17 protein-coding genes are annotated in these 20,098 nt (G+C 62.2%); 9 read left to right on the top strand and 8 right to left on the bottom strand.

Annotated features, from left to right (window positions below; translation table 11 throughout):
* Positions 1-27: 27 nt before the first annotated feature.
* Both ACFWXH_RS09860 and ACFWXH_RS09855 read right to left on the bottom strand, forming a co-directional pair.
* The gene (locus ACFWXH_RS09860) at positions 28-678 is read right to left on the bottom strand and encodes a glutaminyl-peptide cyclotransferase (protein WP_379119718.1); all 651 of its coding nucleotides are present in this window, start codon (positions 676-678) and stop codon (positions 28-30) included.
* A gap of 66 nt (positions 679-744) precedes the next feature.
* Positions 745-1,965 (bottom strand): helix-turn-helix domain-containing protein, encoded by a 1,221-nt coding sequence (locus ACFWXH_RS09855; RefSeq protein WP_379119716.1) that lies wholly within the window; start codon positions 1,963-1,965, stop codon positions 745-747.
* 97 nt (positions 1,966-2,062) lie between these two features.
* Here ACFWXH_RS09855 and ACFWXH_RS09850 point away from each other — a divergent pair, with 97 nt between their 5' ends.
* Positions 2,063-2,818, top strand: a complete 756-nt coding sequence (locus ACFWXH_RS09850) for a hypothetical protein (protein ID WP_379119714.1) — start codon at positions 2,063-2,065, stop codon at positions 2,816-2,818.
* 146 nt (positions 2,819-2,964) lie between these two features.
* The gene (locus ACFWXH_RS09845) at positions 2,965-4,200 is read left to right on the top strand and encodes an MFS transporter (RefSeq protein ID WP_379119712.1); all 1,236 of its coding nucleotides are present in this window, start codon (positions 2,965-2,967) and stop codon (positions 4,198-4,200) included.
* Between the two features lie 114 nt (positions 4,201-4,314).
* Here ACFWXH_RS09845 and ACFWXH_RS09840 read toward each other — a convergent pair whose 3' ends face one another.
* The gene (locus ACFWXH_RS09840; protein WP_054308256.1) at positions 4,315-4,533 is read right to left on the bottom strand and encodes a hypothetical protein; all 219 of its coding nucleotides are present in this window, start codon (positions 4,531-4,533) and stop codon (positions 4,315-4,317) included.
* Positions 4,534-4,718: 185 nt separating this feature from the next.
* On the opposite strand from ACFWXH_RS09840, the gene ACFWXH_RS09835 reads away from it, so the two are divergent.
* The 3 genes from ACFWXH_RS09835 to ACFWXH_RS09825 all read left to right on the top strand — a co-directional run bounded on the left by ACFWXH_RS09835 (position 4,719) and on the right by ACFWXH_RS09825 (position 10,382).
* Complete coding sequence (locus tag ACFWXH_RS09835) at positions 4,719-8,393, top strand: hydantoinase B/oxoprolinase family protein (RefSeq protein WP_379119710.1); 3,675 nt, start codon at positions 4,719-4,721, stop codon at positions 8,391-8,393.
* Positions 8,394-8,478: 85 nt separating this feature from the next.
* Positions 8,479-9,723 (top strand): DUF3419 family protein, encoded by a 1,245-nt coding sequence (locus ACFWXH_RS09830; protein ID WP_379119708.1) that lies wholly within the window; start codon positions 8,479-8,481, stop codon positions 9,721-9,723.
* Entirely contained in the window at positions 9,723-10,382 is a 660-nt protein-coding gene (locus tag ACFWXH_RS09825; protein WP_379119706.1) for a class I SAM-dependent methyltransferase, read from the top strand. Before ACFWXH_RS09830 ends, ACFWXH_RS09825 begins: the two co-directional genes overlap by 1 nt.
* Here ACFWXH_RS09825 and ACFWXH_RS09820 read toward each other — a convergent pair.
* Positions 10,379-11,764, bottom strand: coding sequence for a serine hydrolase domain-containing protein (locus tag ACFWXH_RS09820; protein ID WP_379119704.1), 1,386 nt, complete (start codon positions 11,762-11,764; stop codon positions 10,379-10,381). The genes ACFWXH_RS09825 and ACFWXH_RS09820 overlap by 4 nt on opposite strands.
* A 312-nt stretch (positions 11,765-12,076) precedes the next feature.
* Here ACFWXH_RS09820 and ACFWXH_RS09815 point away from each other — a divergent pair, with 312 nt between their 5' ends.
* Positions 12,077-12,874 carry a GH25 family lysozyme gene (locus ACFWXH_RS09815; protein ID WP_379119702.1) on the top strand — a complete coding sequence of 266 codons (798 nt, stop codon included), beginning with the start codon at positions 12,077-12,079 and terminating at the stop codon, positions 12,872-12,874.
* Between the two features lie 82 nt (positions 12,875-12,956).
* Positions 12,957-14,207 (top strand): lytic murein transglycosylase, encoded by a 1,251-nt coding sequence (locus tag ACFWXH_RS09810; protein WP_379119700.1) that lies wholly within the window; start codon positions 12,957-12,959, stop codon positions 14,205-14,207.
* Here ACFWXH_RS09810 and ACFWXH_RS09805 read toward each other — a convergent pair whose 3' ends face one another.
* Positions 14,208-14,516 carry an MliC family protein gene (locus ACFWXH_RS09805; protein WP_379119698.1) on the bottom strand — a complete coding sequence of 103 codons (309 nt, stop codon included), beginning with the start codon at positions 14,514-14,516 and terminating at the stop codon, positions 14,208-14,210. It lies immediately after the preceding gene.
* 69 nt (positions 14,517-14,585) lie between these two features.
* Positions 14,586-15,806, bottom strand: coding sequence for an alanine racemase (locus ACFWXH_RS09800; RefSeq protein ID WP_379119696.1), 1,221 nt, complete (start codon positions 15,804-15,806; stop codon positions 14,586-14,588).
* Positions 15,807-16,011: 205 nt separating this feature from the next.
* On the opposite strand from ACFWXH_RS09800, the gene ACFWXH_RS09795 reads away from it, so the two are divergent.
* On the top strand, positions 16,012-16,947 hold the full coding sequence (locus ACFWXH_RS09795) for a DMT family transporter (RefSeq protein ID WP_379119694.1): 936 nt from the start codon (positions 16,012-16,014) through the stop codon (positions 16,945-16,947).
* Between the two features lie 534 nt (positions 16,948-17,481).
* Positions 17,482-18,090, top strand: a complete 609-nt coding sequence (locus tag ACFWXH_RS09790; RefSeq protein WP_379119692.1) for a YdeI family protein — start codon at positions 17,482-17,484, stop codon at positions 18,088-18,090.
* A 13-nt stretch (positions 18,091-18,103) separates the two neighbouring features.
* Here the strand turns inward: ACFWXH_RS09790 and metF are convergent, their stop codons facing one another.
* On the bottom strand, positions 18,104-19,045 hold the full coding sequence (gene metF, locus ACFWXH_RS09785; protein WP_379119690.1) for a methylenetetrahydrofolate reductase [NAD(P)H]: 942 nt from the start codon (positions 19,043-19,045) through the stop codon (positions 18,104-18,106).
* On the bottom strand, positions 19,045-20,052 hold the full coding sequence (locus ACFWXH_RS09780; RefSeq protein ID WP_054308268.1) for a metalloregulator ArsR/SmtB family transcription factor: 1,008 nt from the start codon (positions 20,050-20,052) through the stop codon (positions 19,045-19,047). The genes metF and ACFWXH_RS09780 overlap by 1 nt, the downstream gene beginning before the upstream one ends.
* Positions 20,053-20,098 lie beyond the last annotated feature (46 nt).

Here is a 20,098-nt window from a genome sequence, read left to right as displayed (position 1 = left end):
CGGGCCGGAGGTCGAAAGGTTGCGCCTTCAGGCCGGCTGTGCCGCAATGTCGCGCCGGGGCCGGCGTACAGTCCTGAGCTTGCCACTCTTGCCGCCCCCGCAGAAGAACATGTCGCCGCCATCGGATTCGAGCCCGGAGACACCGGTTCCGTCCGGCATGGTCAACTCCTCGAGCACCTCACCGGTGCGCGGATCGATCCGCCGCAATTCGCTTTCGTCGCCCTGCCAGGTCCCGTGCCATAGTTCGCCGTCCACCCATGTCACGCCGGTGACGAAGCGGTTGGAATCGATCGAACGCAGAATCTTGCCGGTTTCAGGGTCGACCTGGTGGATTTTCTGGGCGCGATATTCGCCGACCCAGAGCGAACCTTCCGCCCAGGCAAGTCCGGAATCGCCGCCATTCCCCGGCGCCGGAATCGTGGAAAGCACCTTTCCGGTTTTCGGATCGATCTTGTGGATCTGGCTCTCGGCGATCTGGTAGATATTCTCGCCGTCGAAGGCGGTGCCGGCATGTGCGACCATGTCGATGCTGCGAACAGGCTCACCGCTTTTGGGATCAAGCACATTCAGCTTGTCGCCGGTGGCGAACCACACATTCTCGCCATCGAAGGTCACGCCATGCACGTCGCTCGAAAAAGGACCATATTCGCGAAGGATTTCGGCTGGGGTCGGTTTCATGATTTCTTCCCGAGTTGAGGTTGGAGCCGTGCACGCCAATGGCTGGCGGCGGCCGTCCACAAGACCCTAACCGCTTGGCAGCGGTCCCGGGAGTAACAAGGTTGTCGGGAAGCCCGGCACCGACGGCGTCACCCAGCGCAGTGCTCGCCCTTTCCCGAAAGACTGCACCTTGCCAGCGGCAGAAAGCTGTTCCAACGCTCGCTGCACCGTACGCGAGCTGGCATCCAGCGCGATCGCCAATGCCGAACTGGACCATGCCTCGCCATCGGCAAGAAAGGCGAGCACCGCCGCGTGTTCTTCCTCGACCAGCGGCGCCAGCACCATCACATCGCCACGCCGACGCGGCGCCAGCCTGAAACCCTCGTTCGTCGCGCCGATGTCGGCAAAGCCACGCAGCTCAGCCCGCAAGCGCCCGATTTCCACCCGCAGCCGCGCCCGGTGCGACTCGTCGGCATGCCTGGCGCCAAAGGCACCGGACAAAAGCCTCTCCCGCGACACGTCCCCGGGCCAGGCTTCGGCCAGTATGCGGGCCAACGCAAACAGCACCGGGCGTGTCGCCAGCGAAACCACCACATTGCCGGCACGCACAACGTTACGGCAGGCATCCACCACAAACACTCCAGTCGCGAACAGCTCCTCCACCTCTTCCAGCAGCAGCGGACGCGCCATGCCTTTCGCGATCAGGCGCGCGGCCGGCGTGTCGATCACCAGTGCGGCACTTTCCACTTCTGCCCCGAGCGCGGGAATACCGGCCTGTTGGGCAGCCTGCCAGGCCAGCATCAATGCCCTGCGGGCCTCCTTGAGACGCAGGCGCCGGATCGCGATGCCGGCAACCGCAAGCTGAAGCGCGCTCCGCATTGGCGGTGGCAACAGCGCGGGGTCGAGGTCGGAGATGAGGTCTTCGGCCTCGTCGAGACGGCCAATCAGCAGCAGGCGCCGTATTTCAAGCGTGCGCGCGTGCGCCGCATTCGCGTGGTCACCATGCGCCTCCAGCGTGGCACGGGCGATATCGAGTGCCTTGGCAGGCCAGGTGAGATCACGCGAGACAAGCGCGATTTCAGCCTCGGCGACGATGCACCTGGACCGTGCCACCGCCTCTTTCGGGCCAAAGGCACGCGCCGCGCCCTTTAGAAGGGCCTTGGCACGAACAAGGTCGCCAAGCTGCGCCATCGCGATGCCGCGCAACGCAAGTGCAGCCGCATCGTCACGCAAGGCTACCCGCTTCAGCGCTCCGAGAGGGTCGCCACGCGCAAGCGCCTGCCCTGCGGCCGTGATCAGTGAGTCCATCGGAATCCCGTCACACTTGTCACTCTCCTCATTCGGTATCTGCCCCTAACCTCTCACGACGGTCAGACAGTTGACCACATCGAGAAGGAATAAAGCCATGAAAATCAAACAAGGAAGCGCGCTCGCTGCGTTGGTCATCGCCGGCCTCGCGGCTACCGCTCCCGCCAGTCCGGCTGAAACGACGCTCGACCGCATGCCGGCCGAGTTGGAAACCAGGCTGGCGCTGAGCGCTGCACCACCAGCGCTGCGCGAAACGGCAACCGTTTATCTGCTGGATCCCGCAAAGGGCTATCAACTCTCCAGACAGGGAAACAGCGGCATCACCTGCATTGTCGAGCGCACGAGCTGGGATCTCAGCGACTTCCGCAACGACATCTATATTCCGCTTTGCTACGACGCAGCCGGCAGCAGGACCTATCTGCGGCATATCATGGAAGCGGCAACGTTACGCGCCACGGGCATGGACGCCGCGACCCTCAATGCGGAATATCAAAAACGGTATCGGGACAAGACCTTCAACGTTCCTGAAAAACCCGGCGTTTCCTACATGGTGGCACCCGTCATGCGCACCATCGGCCCGCCGGACATGAACGTGCATACCATGGCGATGCCTCATGTGATGTTCTACGCGCCGGGTGTCACCAATGACGACATCGGCGCCAAGCCCGACCTCGCGGCACGTGCCAGCCTGCTCAGTCCCTTCGTCGACAGGCAGGGCGCACCCGAGCACAGCTACATCATCCAGCTCGTCGGCGACGCCGAGAAGACGAAGATCCTCGCCGACGAGAAGCCGCTGCTCGACGATCTCTGCGCCTATCGCGACATCCTTTGCCTGAGGCACGGCGACCACTGAGATGGATTTCGAGCGGCGCCCCGGGTGAAATCCCGACACTCTTGTCACTCTCGCCTTTTGGCTCCCGCCGCTACCCTCTCCAATGACTTCAACGAATGCGTCACGGCGATGAGCCGACGTCGCCAGCCCAATGTTAGGAAGTTTCCATGTCAACGCTCGAGACACAGAATCCGTATCGCTGGATCATCGTCGCCCTCGGCGCACTGATGACCTGCGTAACCATTGGCGCCATGTTTTCGTTGGCCGTTTTCATGCCTCACATCTCCGCCGCGACCGGCTGGACACGCGCCGGCATTTCCAGCGCGATGACGCTCAACTTCCTGATGATGGGGGCTTCGAGCTTCGGCTGGGGCATGCTTACCGATCGCATCGGCACGCGCCCCGTGGTGCTGGTCGGCTCCATCGCGCTCGGCGTTGTACTGGTGCTGGCCAGCCATGCGACCAGCCTGATCGCGTTCCAGCTCGCCTATGGTGTCGGCGTCGGTCTTGCCGGCGGCGCCTTCTTCGCGCCGATGATGGCCGCGGTCACCGGCTGGTTCGACAAGCACCGTGGCCTCGCCGTTTCGCTGGTTTCCGCCGGCGTCGGCGTTGCACCCGCCACCGTATCGCCCTTCGCAGCCTGGCTGCTCGCAAGTTATGACTGGCGCACCGCGATGATGACGATCGGGCTGCTCGCCAGCGCGATCCTCCTGCCCGCGGCATTCTTCGTCAGGAATGCCCAACAGGCGCCAGCCAACCGTCCTGCTTCCATTGGTGAGACCGTCACCGTCGGAGCCACGAACAATCCGCTATCGAAGGCTTTCCGCTCGCCGCAGTTTGCGCTGCTCGCCGGAACCTATTTCCTGTGCTGTGCCGCGCATTCCGGCCCGATCTTTCACATCATGAGTTACGCGATCACCTGCGGCATCTCCGCCATGACTGCCGTCAGCATTTACAGCGTTGAAGGCATTGCCGGCCTTGGCGGCAGGTTGCTGTTCGGCGTGGCGGCGGATCGCCTTGGCCCGAAGCGGGTCCTGGTCACCGGCCTGCTCGTCCAGGCGCTGGTGATCGCGGCCTATCTCTCGGCCAATCAGCTCAGCACCTTCTATGTGCTGGCTGTCGTCTTCGGCGCTGCCTATGGCGGCGTGATGCCGCTCTATGCGCTGCTGGCTCGCGAATATTTCGGCCAGCAGGTGATGGGGTCGGTGCTCGGCGCACTCACCATGGCTTCCAGCTTCGGCATGGCACTCGGGCCCGTCGCAGGCGGCTGGATATTCGACCGTTTCGACGTCTACGACTGGCTCTTCATCGGCTCATCGGTCATCGGCATCGCGGCGTTCCTGATCGCGCTCGCCTTCCCGCGATTTGCCTCTTCTGAAAATCACCAGCCGGCACCCGCTTGAGGCAGCCGCGGGTCCGATATGCAGAAAAAGGCCGGGACGACGTCCCGGCCTTTTCGATTCATGAGCTGACGCATGCCAGCCTTGGGTGCCAGCCATTTCGGCCGACCATTGCGCTTATTGCGCTGGCGCAGTCGAATTCGGCTGAGCCGGCTTCGTGGTATCGGCCGGCGGCTGTGCCTCAGGCGTAGCCGGTTTCATCGGCTCGGAGGCAGGCGGTGTGGCTTGCGTCGTGGTGTTGTCGGTACCTCCGGTACCGCCACCTTTGTTTTCACTGCAGGCGGCAACGCCGAGCAAAAGCAACGCGGAAACCGAAGCCAAGACGAGTTTTTTCATCGCATTTCTCCTTCGCAACTTCACCCCCTGTGAAGGGCGGCACAAAAGGAATGCAGCAGCCGGACATCGGTTTCGTCACATTGCGTTTCGTCCTGTAACAGCGGTCGGACATCGTTGAGCCGTTGCCGACCCTGGCCTTCGGCACTAACAGGGAATGGAACGCATCGAAAGGATGGGCGGCGAGCATGAAATGGGATTTCTGGATCGACCGCGGCGGTACCTTCACGGACATCATCGGGCGCGCTCCTGACGGATCACTGAGGCCGTTGAAGCTGCTTTCCGAAAACCCGGAAACCTATGCGGACGCCGCCATCCACGGCATCCGGACTTTGCTGGGCGTGAAAGCTGGCAAGCCGATCCCCTCCCGCTTGATCGGAGAGGTGCGCATGGGCACCACGGTTGCCACCAACGCGCTCCTGGAACGCAAGGGTGATCGGGTTTTGCTGTTGATCACCAAGGGGTTCCGCGACGCGCTTCGTATCGCCTATCAAGCCCGGCCCGATATCTTCGCCAAGGAAATCCTCCTGCCCGAGCAGCTCTACGAACGCGTCGTGGAGGTCGACGAGCGCGTGCGTGCGGATGGCTGCGTGGAGCGGCTGCTTGACATTGCCGCCGTCAAGCCGGCGATCGAACAAGCCAAAGCGGACGGCATCGATGCCGTCGCTATTGTCTTCATGCATGCGTGGAAACATCCCGAGCACGAAAAGGCTGTGGCCAAGGTCTGCCGCAAAGCGGATTTTTCGCAAGTCTCGGTGAGCCATGAAGTTTCACCGCTGATCAAGCTGGTCGGCCGCGGCGATACCGCCGTGGTCGATGCTTATCTCTCGCCGATCCTGTCACGCTACGTGCAACGGGTGGCGGGGGAGCTGGGCACGACTGCAATCGACACGCGCAGCGTACCGAACGATAGGGTCGAGGCCAGCGAACAAGCTTCGGCGAACCCGAGGCTGATGTTCATGATGTCGTCCGGCGGCCTCACAGCGGCGGACAAATTCCAGGGCAAGGACGCGCTGCTGTCCGGCCCGGCCGGCGGTGTCGTCGGCATGGTCGAGACGGCGAAGCTTGCCGGCTTCGACAAGGTTATCGGCTTCGACATGGGAGGCACATCCACCGATGTCGCCCATTGCGACGGCGACTATGAGCGCGCCTTCGACACAGAAGTTGCCGGCGTGCGGGTGCGCGCGCCGATGATGCGCATCCATACAGTAGCCGCCGGCGGCGGCTCGGTGTTGCAGTTCGAAGCCGGCCGTTTTCGCGTCGGTCCGGATTCCGCCGGCGCAAATCCAGGCCCGGCCTGCTACCGGCGCGGCGGACCGCTTGCCGTGACCGATGCCAATGTCATGCTTGGCAAGCTGCAGCCGGATTTCTTCCCCCCCATTTTCGGCGCGAACCAGGACCAGCCGCTCGACACAGCTACGGTACGCGCGAAATTCGAGGCTTTGGCTGCAGAGATCGGCGACGGTCGCTCACCGGAAGCGGTGGCCGAGGGCTTTGTCACCATCGCAGTCGAGAACATGGCCAACGCCATCAAGAAGATATCCGTCCAGCGCGGCTACGACGTGACGGGCTATCTGCTGAACTGCTTTGGCGGCGCCGGCGGGCAGCACGCCTGCCTCGTCGCCGATGCGCTCGGCATGGAAGCCGTTCTCATTCACCCCTTCTCCGGCCTGCTTTCAGCCTATGGTATCGGCCTCGCATCGATCTTCGCAGCGCGCCAGCAGGCGCTGCTGGAGCCGCTGATCGATCGATCCTTGCCTGCGATCGAAGAGGTGATTGCCGCCCTTTCCAGGGAAGTAGGCGATGAGTTGGCCGCGCAGGGCGTCACCGAGAAAGCTATGGCGACGCGCCCCGTGCTGCATATCCGCTACGACGGCACTGACACCACGCTACCGGTCAGCTTTCCCGACCACTCGATTGCCAACGCCAAGGCCGCCTTCGAAGCTGCACACAAGGCTCAGTTCGGTTTCGTCTACGACGACAAGCAACTGGTGGTGGAGACCGTCGCCGTAGAGGGCAGCAATGCCGACGCCGGCCACTATGAGGAAGCATTCGCCCCTTCCGGACCACCGCGCGACAAGGCCAACGCGCAGGAAAAGCGCCGCATCTTCTCGGAAGGACAATGGCACGAATCCGACGTCTGGCGACGTGAAGCGCTGCGTCCCTCGGACAGGGTTTCAGGCCCGGCGCTCATCATCGAACCCAACCAGACCATCGTGGTGGAAAACGGCTGGCAGGCTGAGATCACGCCGCGCAACCATGTTCTCCTGCGCCGAGCGTCCAGGAAACAGCGTAACGCGGCACTCGGTACCGAAGCCGATCCGGTCATGCTCGAGGTGTTCAACAACCTGTTCATGTCGATCGCCGAGCAGATGGGCGTGACGCTGCAGAACACCGCCTATTCAGTCAACATCAAGGAAAGGCTCGACTTCTCCTGCGCCGTCTTCGACAGCGATGGCTCGCTGGTGGCCAACGCCCCGCATATGCCGGTGCATCTGGGTTCGATGGACCGTTCCGTCGAGACCATCATCCGACTCAATTCGGGCGATATCCGCCCCGGTGACGTTTTTGCACTCAACGCACCCTACAATGGCGGCACGCACCTGCCCGACATCACGGTGGTTACGCCGGTTTTCGACGATGAGCAGGAGAACATCCTGTTCTGGGTCGCCTCACGCGGCCATCACGCAGATGTCGGCGGCACAGCGCCTGGCTCGATGACGCCGCTCGCAATCACCGTTGATGAAGAAGGCGTTCTTTTCGACAATTTTCGCCTCGTCGAACGCGGCCGTTTCCGCGAGGCCGAACTTGTGCACCTGCTCACGGACCATCGCTATCCAGCCCGCAACCCGGCACAGAACATTGCCGACCTCAAGGCGCAGATCGCCGCCAACGAGAAAGGCGTGGCCGAGCTGCGCAAGATGATGGCGCATTTCGGCCTGCCTGTCGTCGAGGCCTATATGGGACACGTTCAGGACAACGCCGCCGAAAGCGTGCGCCGCGTGCTCGAGCGTTTGCCCGACACATCGGCCTATGAATATCCGACCGACACAGCTCAGGTCATCAAGGTGAAGATCACCGTCGACCGTGCAAAGCGTGAGGCAACCGTCGATTTCACCGGCACGTCGGCGGTCATGAAAAACAATTTCAATGCACCGGAACCCGTCGCGCGCGCAGCCGTGCTTTATGCCTTCCGTGTGATGGTCGAAGACAATATCCCGATGAATGCCGGTTGCCTCAGACCGATAAACATCATCATCCCCGAAGGCTCGATGCTGAAGCCGTCCTATCCTGCTGCTGTTGTTGCCGGCAATGTCGAGACATCGCAGCACGTGACCAATGCGCTGTTCGGCGCCATGGGCGCAATGGCCAATGCCCAGGGCACGATGAACAACCTCACCTTCGGCAATGACCGCCACCAGTATTACGAAACGATCTGCTCCGGCTCGCCGGCAGGGCGCATGAACGATGGCCGCGGTTTTGCCGGCACTTCGGGCGTTCATACCCACATGACCAATTCGCGCCTGACCGACCCGGAAATCCTCGAACTGCGCTTTCCAGTGCTGCTGGAAGACTTCCGCATCCGTGAAAACTCCGGCGGCAAGGGACACTGGAATGCCGGCGATGGCACGCGCCGCTCGATCCGCTTCCTGGAGAAGATGGAATGCGCAATCCTGTCCTCTCACCGCTCGCATCCGCCGCGAGGCCTCGATGGCGGCGATGATGGCGAGGTGGGCAGCACCAGGGTACGCCGCCTCGATGGCAGCGTCGACGTATTGAAAGCCTGCGACCAGACCATTCTGGAGCCTGGCGAAGTGGTGATTGTCACCACGCCGACGCCGGGAGGATTCGGCAAGACCTAGGCCCGTCATCAACGGCTGCTGTCACCGCACTGTCATGACGCTGCGCTACGCGCTTCGCCCAACATAAACGGGGAATCGCCTTGCCATGTCGGACGTTTCTGCGGAACTGGTTTTCAAGCGCGGCAAGGAAGTGGGAAAAGCGGTCTACCAGAACCGCGCTCTCTCCAAGGCCGGCATCTCGGAACGCCTGTTCGCCCTGCTCTTTTCCGGTCTCGTGTACCCGCAGATCTGGGAAGACCCCGACATCGACATGGAAGCGATGCAGCTCGGTGAAGGCCATCGTGTCGTCACTATCGCATCGGGCGGCTGCAACATCCTGGCCTATCTGACGCGGTCGCCTGCCAGGATCGACGCGGTCGATCTCAATGCCGCCCACATCGCATTGAACCGCATGAAGCTGACGGCGGTACGCCATCTGCCTAACCAGGCCGACCTGTTCCGTTTCTTTGGCGCAGCAGGCATCGAGCACAATTCAGCCGCTTATGACCGCTTCATCGCTCCCAATCTCGATCCGATCAGCCGCCATTATTGGGAGAAGCGCAATTGGCGAGGGCGTCGCCGCATCGAGGTGTTCGATCGCAACTTCTACCGCACCGGCCTGCTTGGCCTGTTCATCGCCGCCGGTCACCGCACGGGCCGCCTTTTCGGCGTCAACCCGACCGGTATCATGGCGGCCAGGGATCTTGCCGAGCAACGCCGTTTCTTCGATGAGAAACTGGCCCCGGTATTCGACCGCAAGCTCCTTCGCTGGGCCACGTCACGCAAAGCCTCGCTCTTCGGGCTTGGCATCCCACCGGCGCAATACGATTCGCTGATCACCTCGGGCGACGGCTCGATGGCCAGCGTGCTGAAAGCCCGCCTTGAGAAACTCGCCTGCGATTTCCCATTGAAGGACAATTATTTCGCCTGGCAGGCTTTCGCGCGGCGTTATCCCGATCCGGGCGAAGCTGCCCTTCCCGCCTATCTGGAAAAGAAGAACCACGCGGTTCTCAAGGCCAATGTCGGGCGCGTCACCATCAACCATGCCAACATGATCGAGTTCCTCGCCGCCAAGGATGCCGGCACCGTCGACCGTTTCATCCTGCTCGACGCCCAGGACTGGATGACCGACGGCCAGTTGAATGCGCTATGGACGGAGATCACTCGCTCCGCATCGCCTGGCGCCCGCGTCATCTTCCGCACCGCTGCCGAGCCGAGCCTCCTGCCTGGCCGCGTCTCATCTTCGCTGCTCGACCAGTGGGCCTATGAAGAAGATGCCTCGCGCGACTACTCCGCCCGCGATCGCTCTGCGATCTATGGCGGCTTCCACCTCTATGTGAAGCGCGGCTGATGAGCGCCCAGGATCTGCCGGCGAACCATGCCGATCTGATGGACGGCGTCTATCGCTGGCAGCGTCACATCTATGACCTGACCCGCAAATATTACCTGCTCGGTCGCGACAGGCTGATTGTCGGCCTCGACGTTCCCGCCAACGGCAGCGTGCTGGAACTCGGCTGCGGCACCGGCCGCAATCTGGCACTGACGGCGCGACGCTATCCCGATGCCCGCTTGTATGGCCTCGATATCTCCGCCGAAATGCTTGTCAGCGCCCAGGCCGCCATCGCTCGCGAAGGCATTGCCGGCAGGGCCCTGCTCGCGCGCGCCGACGCCACCGACTTTGACGCCCAGGCGCTGTTCGGCGTCGCGCGCTTCGACCGCGTCTTCGTTTCCTATTCCCTCTCGATGATCCCGGGCTGGGAGAAGACAGTGGCTGCCGGCCTTGCCGCTTTGGCGCCCGGCGGTTCGCTGCACATCGTCGACTTCGGCCAGCAGGAGCGCCTGCCCGGCTGGTTCCGCTCGCTGCTCAGGGCGTGGTTGAAAAAATTCCACGTCAGCCCGCGTGAATCACTGCGCGAAGTGCTTGAATCGGAATCCGCCAAAGCCGGCGCAAGCCTTTCATTTGAAAGGCTTTATCGTGGCTACGCCTGGTTGGCGGTGGCAAGGCGCTAATCTCTCAACACCTTCGCCAACGCCGTGGTCAGATTCTGCGGACGGTAGCCGAGTTTGGAAGGCGTCAATCCCAACCGCACGATGACCAGCTTCTGTGACGGGATGACGGCGACCGTCTGGCCATCGTGGCCTTCCAGCCAGTATGCGTCTGCCGGCACGCCAGCCTTGGCGGTTGCGCCGGGATCGTGCTCGTTCCCGGGTGCCTCGATCCACAACTGTCCGCGCGTATAGATGCCGTCGGAAGCGGGCGCCGGCTCACGCATCCAGGATACGAAGCCGGCAGGCAGGATTTCCTGCCCGTTCCACACGCCGTCCTGCAACAGGAACTGGCCGAAACGTGCCCAGTCTCGCGCGGTGGCATAGAGATAGGAAGAACCGACGAAGGTGCCCTGCTCGTCGGTCTCCAGCACCGCACTGGTCATGCCGATCGGTTCGAACAGCTTGAGCCGTGGCCAGGTCAGCGCCTGCTTGGGATCGGTAAAGGTGTTCTGCCAGATACGCGACAGCATCACCGCCGTGCCGCTGGAATAGGAATAAGCCTTGCCGGGTTCGCCCGTCAGCGGCTTGGCCGAAGCGAAACCTGCCATGTCGGGTTCCTGATAGAGCATGCGCGTAACGTCGGTCACCGCGCCATAATCTTCATTGAATTCCAGCCCGCTCGACATCGCCATCATATCGGCCAGCGTGATGGCAGCGCGCTTGTCGGCCTTCCAGTCCGGGAACAGGCCCTGATCGGTAATGGCGAGCTTGCCCTCCTTGACCAGGGTTCCCACGATCGCGGCATTGACCGACTTGGTCATCGACCAACCGAGCAGCGGTGTCTTGTCCGAAAAGCCGGCACCGTAGCGTTCGCCCACGATGCGACCGTTCTGCACCACGACCACGGCGCGCATGCCGGGGCCGGTCAGCGAGACATCGTCGAGGATCTTGATGACCTCCGGGTCCTGCGAGGGTTCGACACGGCCGCCCGCCGGCCACAGCACGTCCTGCACCACAGGCGGGACGAACAGGTCGGTCGAGATGGTCTTGGCCGCCGTCACATTGCCGTCGGGCACATTCGCGCAGCCAAGTCCCGGCCGCAGCACCGCCGTGCCCCTGCCGAAGACACCGAACAGGGCGGCACTGACCGTGCCGGCATCCTTGTCGACATCGAGCATCATCAGCTTCAGGATCGGATGTCCTGGAGCCTGCACGTCCACCGCCAGCACCTGTTCGGCGTCACGCCCGGCCAGGAACACATTGGAACACACGATCTTGGCAGTGTAGTTGGCGGCAACGCGGATCAACGCCGGTGGCGCCACCCACAGCCACACCACCGCGCCAACCACCGCGATGACGACCAGAGCCAGCAGCCATTTCAGTATTTTGCCGACGACGCGCATACACAGCCTCCCAACCCCATTTCCGCACCCAATCTGCCGCGATTGTCCGCCCCGCCGCAACTGGAGATGTTGAGACACCGGCAGCTTACCCCCTGCTTCACAGAACCGTGAGCCGCCCCCTTCCGCGATTGCCCACACGCGCTGGATAAGTCATCACGATCCTTGCGCATTCGTCCGCATCAACCGATTATCAACCATGTTGGGTGATTGAGTAGGATGCGTGGCGGCAAGTGGGGACACCGCAACCGGCTAAGAACCGGACAGAACGACCCATCCGCGACCGGCGGTCACCGGTCTGGACTTGATTTTCGGATGCGTCGTCTCGCGATCCTGCTCTGCTTCACTGCTCTTTCTGCCTGTTCGACCGTCGACGCGCTTGCCCCGGTGTCACCCGGCTCCAGCGGCCCCTCGGTCGCGCTGCGTGCACCGCGTTTCGCCGATTCCAAGCCACATGAGTGGGACAGCGGCGCGCCGTGGTCCTATGCGGTCCACGGCACGGACGTATCGAAATACCAGACCTCGGTGAACTGGCAGAAGGCCAAAGCCAGTGGTGTTTCCTTCGCCTTCATCAAAGCGACCGAAGGCGGTGACCGCGTCGACGACATGTTCGCCGACCATTGGCGCGGCACCAAGGCTGCCGGCGTTCCGCGCGCGGCCTATCATTTCTATTATTTCTGCCGCCCCGCAGCGGAACAAGCACGCTGGTTCATCGAGAACGTACCGAACGACCGATCCTCCATGCCACCGGTGCTCGACATGGAATGGAACCCGCAGTCGCCCACCTGCAAGCTCAGGCCGCCGGCAGAGACGGTGCGCTCGGAGATGAGCATTTTCCTTGGGATCGTCGAAAAGCACTACGGCAAGAAACCGATCATCTACACATCCATCGACTTTTTCGACGACAACAACCTGTCGACCTTCCGCGGCTATCCTTACTGGCTGCGTTCAGTGGCCGGCCATCCGACGCAGAAGTATGGCAGCCACCCCTTCACCTTCTGGCAATACACCGGAACCGGTGTCATTCCAGGCATGAAGGGCGACGCCGACATCAACGTCTTCAACGGCTCCGAAGCCGCCTGGAACAAGTGGCTGCGGCAGAACACCCGTTGACAGGGCGGCCACGGCCTGCTTTTCGACACTGACTTTCGCCGGTCTTTGCACCGCGCCACGAAATCAGTCCGAAAGGAAGACCATGCGACTGCGCTCCAGCCTCATCGCGGCGCTGCTGCCGGTATTGGCAGCGACCTCCGCCATGGCGCAGCAATCCGCGCCCGCAGACCAGCAGTCTGCTCCCGCAGCCACGCAAAAGCTGGATCCCACCGCCGCGCCCTGCGGCGGCGATTTCGATACCTGGAAGCAGGGTGTCGCGGAGGAAGCCAAGGCGGCTGGCGTCGGCAAAACCGGGCTCGATGCACTTGAAAACGCAACCTTCGACACCCGCGTCCTGGCACGCGACCGCGCCCAGGGCGTGTTCTCGCAGACCTTCACCCAGTTCTCCGGCCGCATGATCTCGGCTTATCGGCTGAAGCAGGGCAATACCATGCTGCAGAAATACGGCTCGGTCTTTTCCCGCGCGCAAGATGAATTCGGCGTGCAACCTGCCATCGTCACGGCTTTCTGGGCTCTGGAGACCGACTTCGGGGCGGTGCAAGGCGACTTCAACACGCTGAATGCACTGGTCACACTCTCGAACGACTGCCGCCGCCCCGCGGTATTCCGCCGCCAGATCGTGCCGCTGCTCAAGCTGATCGACCGCGGCGATCTGCCAGCCGACGTCCAGGGCGCATGGGCCGGCGAGATCGGCCAGACGCAGATGCTGCCGATCGACTACCTCGAAGACAGCGTCGACGGCGACAACGACGGCAAAGTCGACCTGCGCAACAGCGCGCCCGATGTCATCATGACCACCGCCAAGAAGCTTGAGATCAAGGGCTGGAAGCGCGATCAGCCTTGGGTGCAGGAAGTACGCCTGCCCGACACCCTGCCCTGGGAGCAGACGGCGCGCACCAACAAGATGCCGATCAGCCAATGGAACCAGTGGGGTGTCACCAACCCGGACGGTTCGCCGCTGGCAGATAACGGCCTGAAGGCCGGTCTCGCGCTGCCGATGGGCCGCAAGGGCCCCGCCTTCCTGACCTATGACAATTTCGACGTCTACATCGAGTGGAATCAGTCCTTCACCTATGCGCTCACCGCAGCGGTAATGGCGACCCGTTTCGCCGGCGCGCCGGCCTATGACCCGCGCAATCCGGAGCCGGGCCTCAGCATGGAGCAGATGAAGGAATTGCAGACCAAGCTGGAAGCCAGGGGCTACGACGTTGGCAAGGTCGACGGCATCCTCGGCACCAACACGCGCGATGCGGTACGGAAGGAACAGGCCAGGCTCGGCATTCCCGCCGATGGCTGGCCAACCCCGGAGCTTCTCGAAAAGCTTTCGGCGTGACTATTTAGCCTGCTTGCAGGTGACCGGTTTCTGCGGGCTTTGCATCAGGTCTGTAAAGGTTGCCTCGCTGCCTTTGGTCCACCACTCATACTGTTGTCCGACATAGCGCGCACCGGAGCCGCCGATCACTGAAACGGCAACGACGGTGGTTTTTCCGAGATCCAGCACGGCGAACTGATTGGCACTGGTGTTGACATAGCTGACGGCCACTTCCTGGCCGGGACAGGCATACGCCACGCTGGTCGTGCGCGGTTTCTCTTTCCCGGGCAGCTTGAGCGTCACGGTCGTCGCCGAGGCCGTCGCGGTCAAGGCCAGCAAGGCTCCTATAAGAGATGCAGCGCCTTCAGGATCGTTCTCCCCATCGGTGAACCTCTCCAGTTAATCCGCCATTGTCTCCAGGCTGGCAAACCCCTGCGGCGCCTCGCCCTCATCGAAAGGCGTCGTCACTTCCACGAAAGTGTCGGGATAGAAGCCGTTGAAACGGGTCCTCAGCGACAGCGAATAGGCGCCGATATGGCCGATCTCGATCCAGTCGCCCGTGTCCACCGTTTCCGGCAGCCAGAACGGCCGTGAGAGGATGTCGACGGAATCGCAGGTCGCTCCGCAAACCTTGAACGGCACGATGTTTTTCTCCGAGCCGTTGCGCGAACGGATCGCAGGATCGGGAATGAAGCGCGCCGGCAAGGTGATCTTGCCAGTCCAGGAATCCGACAGCGAAGCCCAGATACCGTCATTGATGTAGAGCCGCCTGCCTTTGCGCAGAAGCACGCGCACGATCAGGGAAAGGCAGCGCGCCACGATCACGCGGCCGGGCTCTGCCACCAGCGGCATCTGATCGAAGCCATACTCTTTCAGATCGCCCGATAGCCTGGACATGATCTGGCCGAGCGATGGCATTTCGACATGTTTGCGGTTGGGATCGTGACCGTATTCTGCCGGGAAGCCACCGCCGACATCGAGACCCGCGAGATCGAAGGAAAGACGGTTGCGCACCCAGTCGGCCGAGGCCAGTGCCCTCTCGTAGGTGTCGGGATCCTCGATCTGGCTGCCGACATGAAAGCACAGCCCGACTTTGTAGCCGGTGCGCGCCAATCGCTCCGCCAGTTCCACCGCATTCGCCGGCCCCGCGCCGAATTTCTTGGACAGTTCGTAGGCTGCATGGCCCTTGGTTTGAACACGCACGAAAACGGTGAGCGCACCAGGATCGATGTCGAGCGCGCGCACCACGCGCGTCAGCTTGGTGATCTCGTCCTCATGGTCGATGGCAACGACGCGGATGCCGTATTTCTCCAGCGCCAGCTTGATGTCGGACTGCGCCTTGATGGGATGCATGTAGAGCATTTCCGCATCCGAAGAGACGGCACGCACAGCGGCGAATTCGCCTGGCGATGCGACGTCGAAGGCGGTGACGCCGGCCTCAGTCAGCGCCTTCAGGACGATCTGCTCGCCATTGGTCTTCACCGCATAGGCGGTCTTGCCGGGGAACATATCCATGAACTGCCGCGCATCGGCTTTCAGCACTTGCGGACGGAAGCAGTAGATCGGATCGTCGGGGCGAAGAGCGAGGGCTGCCTCGCGGGCATTTTCGAATCGCTGCATGAGGCGAATCCCTTTCTCGGTATGCGCACTTAAACCTCACTAGCCGGGAAAGAAAACAGGAGCGTGTCCATTCGTTTTGCCCATGAACCCACTGACAAAGCTGTCAGGAGCCTTGTTCTCGCCTGCAGGATTCGGGTGGCGGTACGATCCAGGGCGGCTAGTTTCAGAAGGCCAGCAAGCACCGCGCAAGGGGGCGCGATCCGTTATGCGCACAGCCACTCAGGCCACCCAGACCGGCCCGATGAGTCTCAAGGACTGGGGCCAGCTTCTGCTGCTCGGGGCGATCTGGGGCGGCTCCTTTTTCTTCGCCCGCGTCGCGGTGGCGGAAATGCACCCTCTGGTTCTGGTGCTGTTTCGCGTGACAATCGCGGCGGCTGCACTGCACATCTATCTCTTGCTGCGAGGCCCATCGTTCAAATTGGCATTGCCGCACATTGGCTTGTTCTTCCTGCTGGCCCTCACCAACAACGTCATCCCCTTCTCGCTGATTTTCGCCGGCCAGACCGAGCTTGGCGCAGGCATTGCCTCGGTGCTGAATGCGACGACGCCATTCTGGACGTTGATCGTGGCCAACGCCATGACCGCCGACGAGAAGCTGTCCTGGAACAAGCTCGCAGGCATCGGACTCGGCATCGCCGGCACCGCCGTCATGGTCGGCCCCGGCGTGCTTGCCGGTCTTGGCGGACCTGTGTGGCCGAAATTCGCGCTGATCGGCGCTTCGCTGTCCTATGCCTTCGCTCTGATGGTGGCGCGACGGCTGAAGATGGTACCGCCACCGGTGCTGGCGACCGGCCAGTTGACTGCCTCGACCATCATCATGATCCCGGTCATTCTCTTGACCACGGGACCTGCTGGCTTGTTCTCGGCCAGCGCATCCGTTTGGGCAGCGGTCTTCGGCCTGGCATTGCTCTCCACCGCCTTCGCCTACATCCTCTATTTCAACCTTGTCGCCTCGGCCGGCGCCACAAACGCCTCGCTGGTCACGCTGATCGTACCGGTAAGCGCCATCCTGCTCGGCATCGCTTTCCTGGGCGAACATATCGAGACGTTCGAGCTCTTTGGCATGCTCCTGATCGGCCTGGGCCTGGTCACCATCGATGGGCGCCTGTTTGCTCGCCGAGAGACCGTTCTGAAAAATTGAAGAGAAACGAGAGTGAAGATGCACCGAAGCGGAGCATGCTTTTCAGCATGCGAGTTTCGCAGTGCAACAGCTTGCTGTCCGTCGCCCGATATCGCCTATTTTTCGGACTGTCCTCGACACCTTTCAGCCACAATTTATACACAGCCGGCCCCTCTGCATTTAGCCAAGGAATTCAAGGCATAGCGGCAAAATCGAAGTCGAAATTTCTAAAGTCTTGTCGCATTGCAGCACATTTTCTCCTTGTGTGTGACTGAAATGCCTCTAGACTCGGTCCATAGTTTTCCAAGAGGAGGCTATGTCATGGGACTTACAAGGCCACTCAATGCACTGATGATTTGTGCTGCGTTTGCGTTCATCGGCGCCCTCATTGTGGGCGTTCTTCCATAAGGCCGCAGCAGCGGGGGAAGTCAGCACCATATAGTTCAAACCATTGAAAAGGCCGGGGAAACCCGGCCTTTTTCTCTTCCGGAACTTTTGCATTCAGTTCCGCTCCGCTCTATAGTGACCAAGGGGCCGGGGTCAGGATGGCGAGCGATGCGGATCGACGAATCCAGTGCCCGAAACGACGCGCAGACGCTTTTCCTTGCCAGCCGTGCTGCGTGGCGCGACTGGCTGGAGAAAAACAGTGGTGCTGCGAACGGCGCGCGGCTGGTCATCCGCCACAAGACCAGCGAAACACCGGGCGTTCATTTCCACGAAGCGATCGAAGAGGCACTCTGCTACGGCTGGGCCGACGGCCGCGCGACCAAGCGTGACAATGACAGTTTCTACCTCACCTTCCGGCCCCGCCCGGCCAACAGCGCCTGGGATCGCATCAACCGGGAGCGTGCCGAAAAGCTGATCGACCATGGCCGTATGCGTGACGCCGGCCTTGCTGCGATCCACCGCGCCAGAAGCGCCGGCACATGGGAAGCCTCGATGGGGGCGAAGCCGCTCGGCCTGCCGCCGGATTTGCAGCGGGAATTCGACGGGAACCGCATCGCTTACCGCAACTTCGAGCGGCTGCCCTCGCCTTCCAGAACGCTGATCCTGAGTTGGATCGACAAGGCAGGCCAGCCAGAGGCGCGGCGCCGCCGCATCGAGCAGACAATCGCATTGGCCGAGAGCAACGCAAGCGTCAGCAGGGCGCCTGCAGACGACTAATAAGGCTGCCAGCTCACGCCGCTGCCGAACCCGTCTTGGACTGACTTTCCGGCACTTCCGGTGCCGTCTGATGCGCACGGATACCGATCATGTGGCAGATAGCGAAGACGAGATCGGCGCGGTTCATCGTGTAGAAATGGAAATCGCCGACACCGCGCTCGACGAGGTCGAGCACCTGTTCCGCAGCCACCGCGGATGCCACCAGCATGTGCGTCTGCGGATCGTTGTCCAATCCCTCGAAGCGCTCGGCGAGCCAGGCCGGCACATGGGCACCGGCACGCGAGGCAAAATTCGCCACCTGCCGAAAATTGTGCACCGGTTGGATGCCCGGCACGATCGGAATGTAGATGCCGGCGCGGCGCACCCGCTCGACATAGCGTTCGTAGAGATCGTTATCGTAGAAGAACTGGGTAATCGCCCGTTTGGCGCCATTGTCCACCTTGCGCTTCAGCATCTCGATGTCTGTTGCGAAATCCGGGCTCTCCGGATGCTTTTCCGGGTAGGCGGCAACGGAGATATCGAAGTCGGCGATCGCTTTGAGCCCACCCACCAGCTCGGCGCCATTCTGGTAACCACCGGGATGCGGCGCATAGGCTTGGCCTACGCCGGAGGCCGGGTCGCCACGCAGCGCCACGAAGCGCTTGATGCCGGTGGCGAAATAGTCGCGGATCACCGCATCCACCTCCTCGCGCGTCGCCCCTACGCAAGTGAGATGGGCCGCCGCCGGGATGGCGGTTTCATTGAGAATGCGACGCACCGTGCGCGCCGTGCGCTCCCGTGTCGAACCGCCGGCACCATAGGTAACGGAAACGAAGTTCGGCTTCAGCGGCTCCAGCCGCTTCACCGTTTCCCACAGCCGGACCTCCATCTCGTCGGTCTTCGGCGGGAAAAATTCAAATGAAACCCTGATCTTGTCACCGATGTCGGGGCGACGGGAAAAACGGAACTGGTTCATCAGGCAATTTCCCGCACGGATTGGGTTTCAGGATTGGGGTCGGCGATCAGCAGGCGGCGGTCACGGCCGAGCCAGAGCTTGACGGTGAGCTTGGCGTCAGAGCCGCCGCGCGGCTCGAAGTCCTGGCTTTCCTCAAGGTCGAGCCCGGCCTCTGCAAACCAATCGGCGATCTGCCTGTCGGAAAAGCCAAGGCGCTGATGCGCGTGCTCGTCACGCAGGAATTCCAGCGTGTGCGCGGCGAAATCGACGATGATCAATCGCCCTGAAGGCCGCAGCAGCCGCGCCGCGGCACGAATGGCCGGCGCCGGATCGTCAAGATAGTGCAGCACCTGGTGGATGGTGATCAGGTCGAAGGAATCGCGCTCCACCGGCGGCGAGAAGATATCCCCCTGGCGTACCTGCGCATGGGCTACACCTGCCTGGTCGAGGTTGGCGCGAGCCACCGCCAGCATTTCGCGCGACATATCGATGCCGACGCCGCGCCGATAGAGCGGTGCAAAGATTTCGAGCAGACGGCCGGTGCCGGTGCCGAGATCGAGCATCGACTGGAATGGCCGCTTGCCGACCAGCTTGAGCAGTGCCGCTTCGACCGCCCGCTCCGGCACATGCAGCGAGCGGATCTGGTCCCAGCTTGCCGCGTTGGTCGAGAAATATTCGGCGGCGCGGTCCTGCCGCTTGCGTTTCACTCTCGCCAGCCGCTCGAGATCGCGCTCGATCTGCGGGTCGTCGCCCCGAATGCCGGCAATCAGCCGCAGCACGAAGTCGCGTGCATTGTCCAGGTCCGAGAGGCGAAAGAACGCCCATGAGCCTTCCTGGTAGCGGCCGATCAATCCTGCCTCGAGAAGCAGCTTGAGATGGCGCGACACGCGCGGCTGCGACTGTCCGAGGATTTCGGTGAGGTCCGACACCGTCAGGTCGCCGCGCGCCAGCAGCGCCAGAATGCGCAGGCGGCTGGATTCGGCGGCGGCCTTCAATGTATCTACCATTGTGTCGAGTGCGACTTGCATTAGCGTTGCTCGCGAAAAGATATAAACATATGTTTATGTCAAATTC

It is taken from the genome of Mesorhizobium sp. NPDC059054 (assembly GCF_042739215.1).
Lineage (GTDB): Bacteria > Pseudomonadota > Alphaproteobacteria > Rhizobiales > Rhizobiaceae > Mesorhizobium.
This window is presented reverse-complemented; position numbering and strand designations above follow the sequence as displayed.

Bases quoted from the DNA above. Each gene is read 5' to 3' on its own strand.
- ACFWXH_RS09860 (WP_379119718.1), bottom strand. From the start codon at position 678: ATGAAACCGACCCCAGCCGAAATCCTTCGCGAATATGGTCCTTTTTCG.
- ACFWXH_RS09855 (WP_379119716.1), bottom strand. From the start codon at position 1,965: ATGGACTCACTGATCACGGCCGCAGGGCAGGCGCTTGCGCGTGGCGAC.
- ACFWXH_RS09850 (WP_379119714.1), top strand. From the start codon at position 2,063: ATGAAAATCAAACAAGGAAGCGCGCTCGCTGCGTTGGTCATCGCCGGC.
- ACFWXH_RS09845 (WP_379119712.1), top strand. From the start codon at position 2,965: ATGTCAACGCTCGAGACACAGAATCCGTATCGCTGGATCATCGTCGCC.
- ACFWXH_RS09840 (WP_054308256.1), bottom strand. From the start codon at position 4,533: ATGAAAAAACTCGTCTTGGCTTCGGTTTCCGCGTTGCTTTTGCTCGGC.
- ACFWXH_RS09835 (WP_379119710.1), top strand. From the start codon at position 4,719: ATGAAATGGGATTTCTGGATCGACCGCGGCGGTACCTTCACGGACATC.
- ACFWXH_RS09830 (WP_379119708.1), top strand. From the start codon at position 8,479: ATGTCGGACGTTTCTGCGGAACTGGTTTTCAAGCGCGGCAAGGAAGTG.
- ACFWXH_RS09825 (WP_379119706.1), top strand. From the start codon at position 9,723: ATGAGCGCCCAGGATCTGCCGGCGAACCATGCCGATCTGATGGACGGC.
- ACFWXH_RS09820 (WP_379119704.1), bottom strand. From the start codon at position 11,764: ATGCGCGTCGTCGGCAAAATACTGAAATGGCTGCTGGCTCTGGTCGTC.
- ACFWXH_RS09815 (WP_379119702.1), top strand. From the start codon at position 12,077: ATGCGTCGTCTCGCGATCCTGCTCTGCTTCACTGCTCTTTCTGCCTGT.
- ACFWXH_RS09810 (WP_379119700.1), top strand. From the start codon at position 12,957: ATGCGACTGCGCTCCAGCCTCATCGCGGCGCTGCTGCCGGTATTGGCA.
- ACFWXH_RS09800 (WP_379119696.1), bottom strand. From the start codon at position 15,806: ATGCAGCGATTCGAAAATGCCCGCGAGGCAGCCCTCGCTCTTCGCCCC.
- ACFWXH_RS09795 (WP_379119694.1), top strand. From the start codon at position 16,012: ATGCGCACAGCCACTCAGGCCACCCAGACCGGCCCGATGAGTCTCAAG.
- ACFWXH_RS09790 (WP_379119692.1), top strand. From the start codon at position 17,482: ATGCGGATCGACGAATCCAGTGCCCGAAACGACGCGCAGACGCTTTTC.
- metF (WP_379119690.1), bottom strand. From the start codon at position 19,045: ATGAACCAGTTCCGTTTTTCCCGTCGCCCCGACATCGGTGACAAGATC.
- ACFWXH_RS09780 (WP_054308268.1), bottom strand. From the start codon at position 20,052: ATGCAAGTCGCACTCGACACAATGGTAGATACATTGAAGGCCGCCGCC.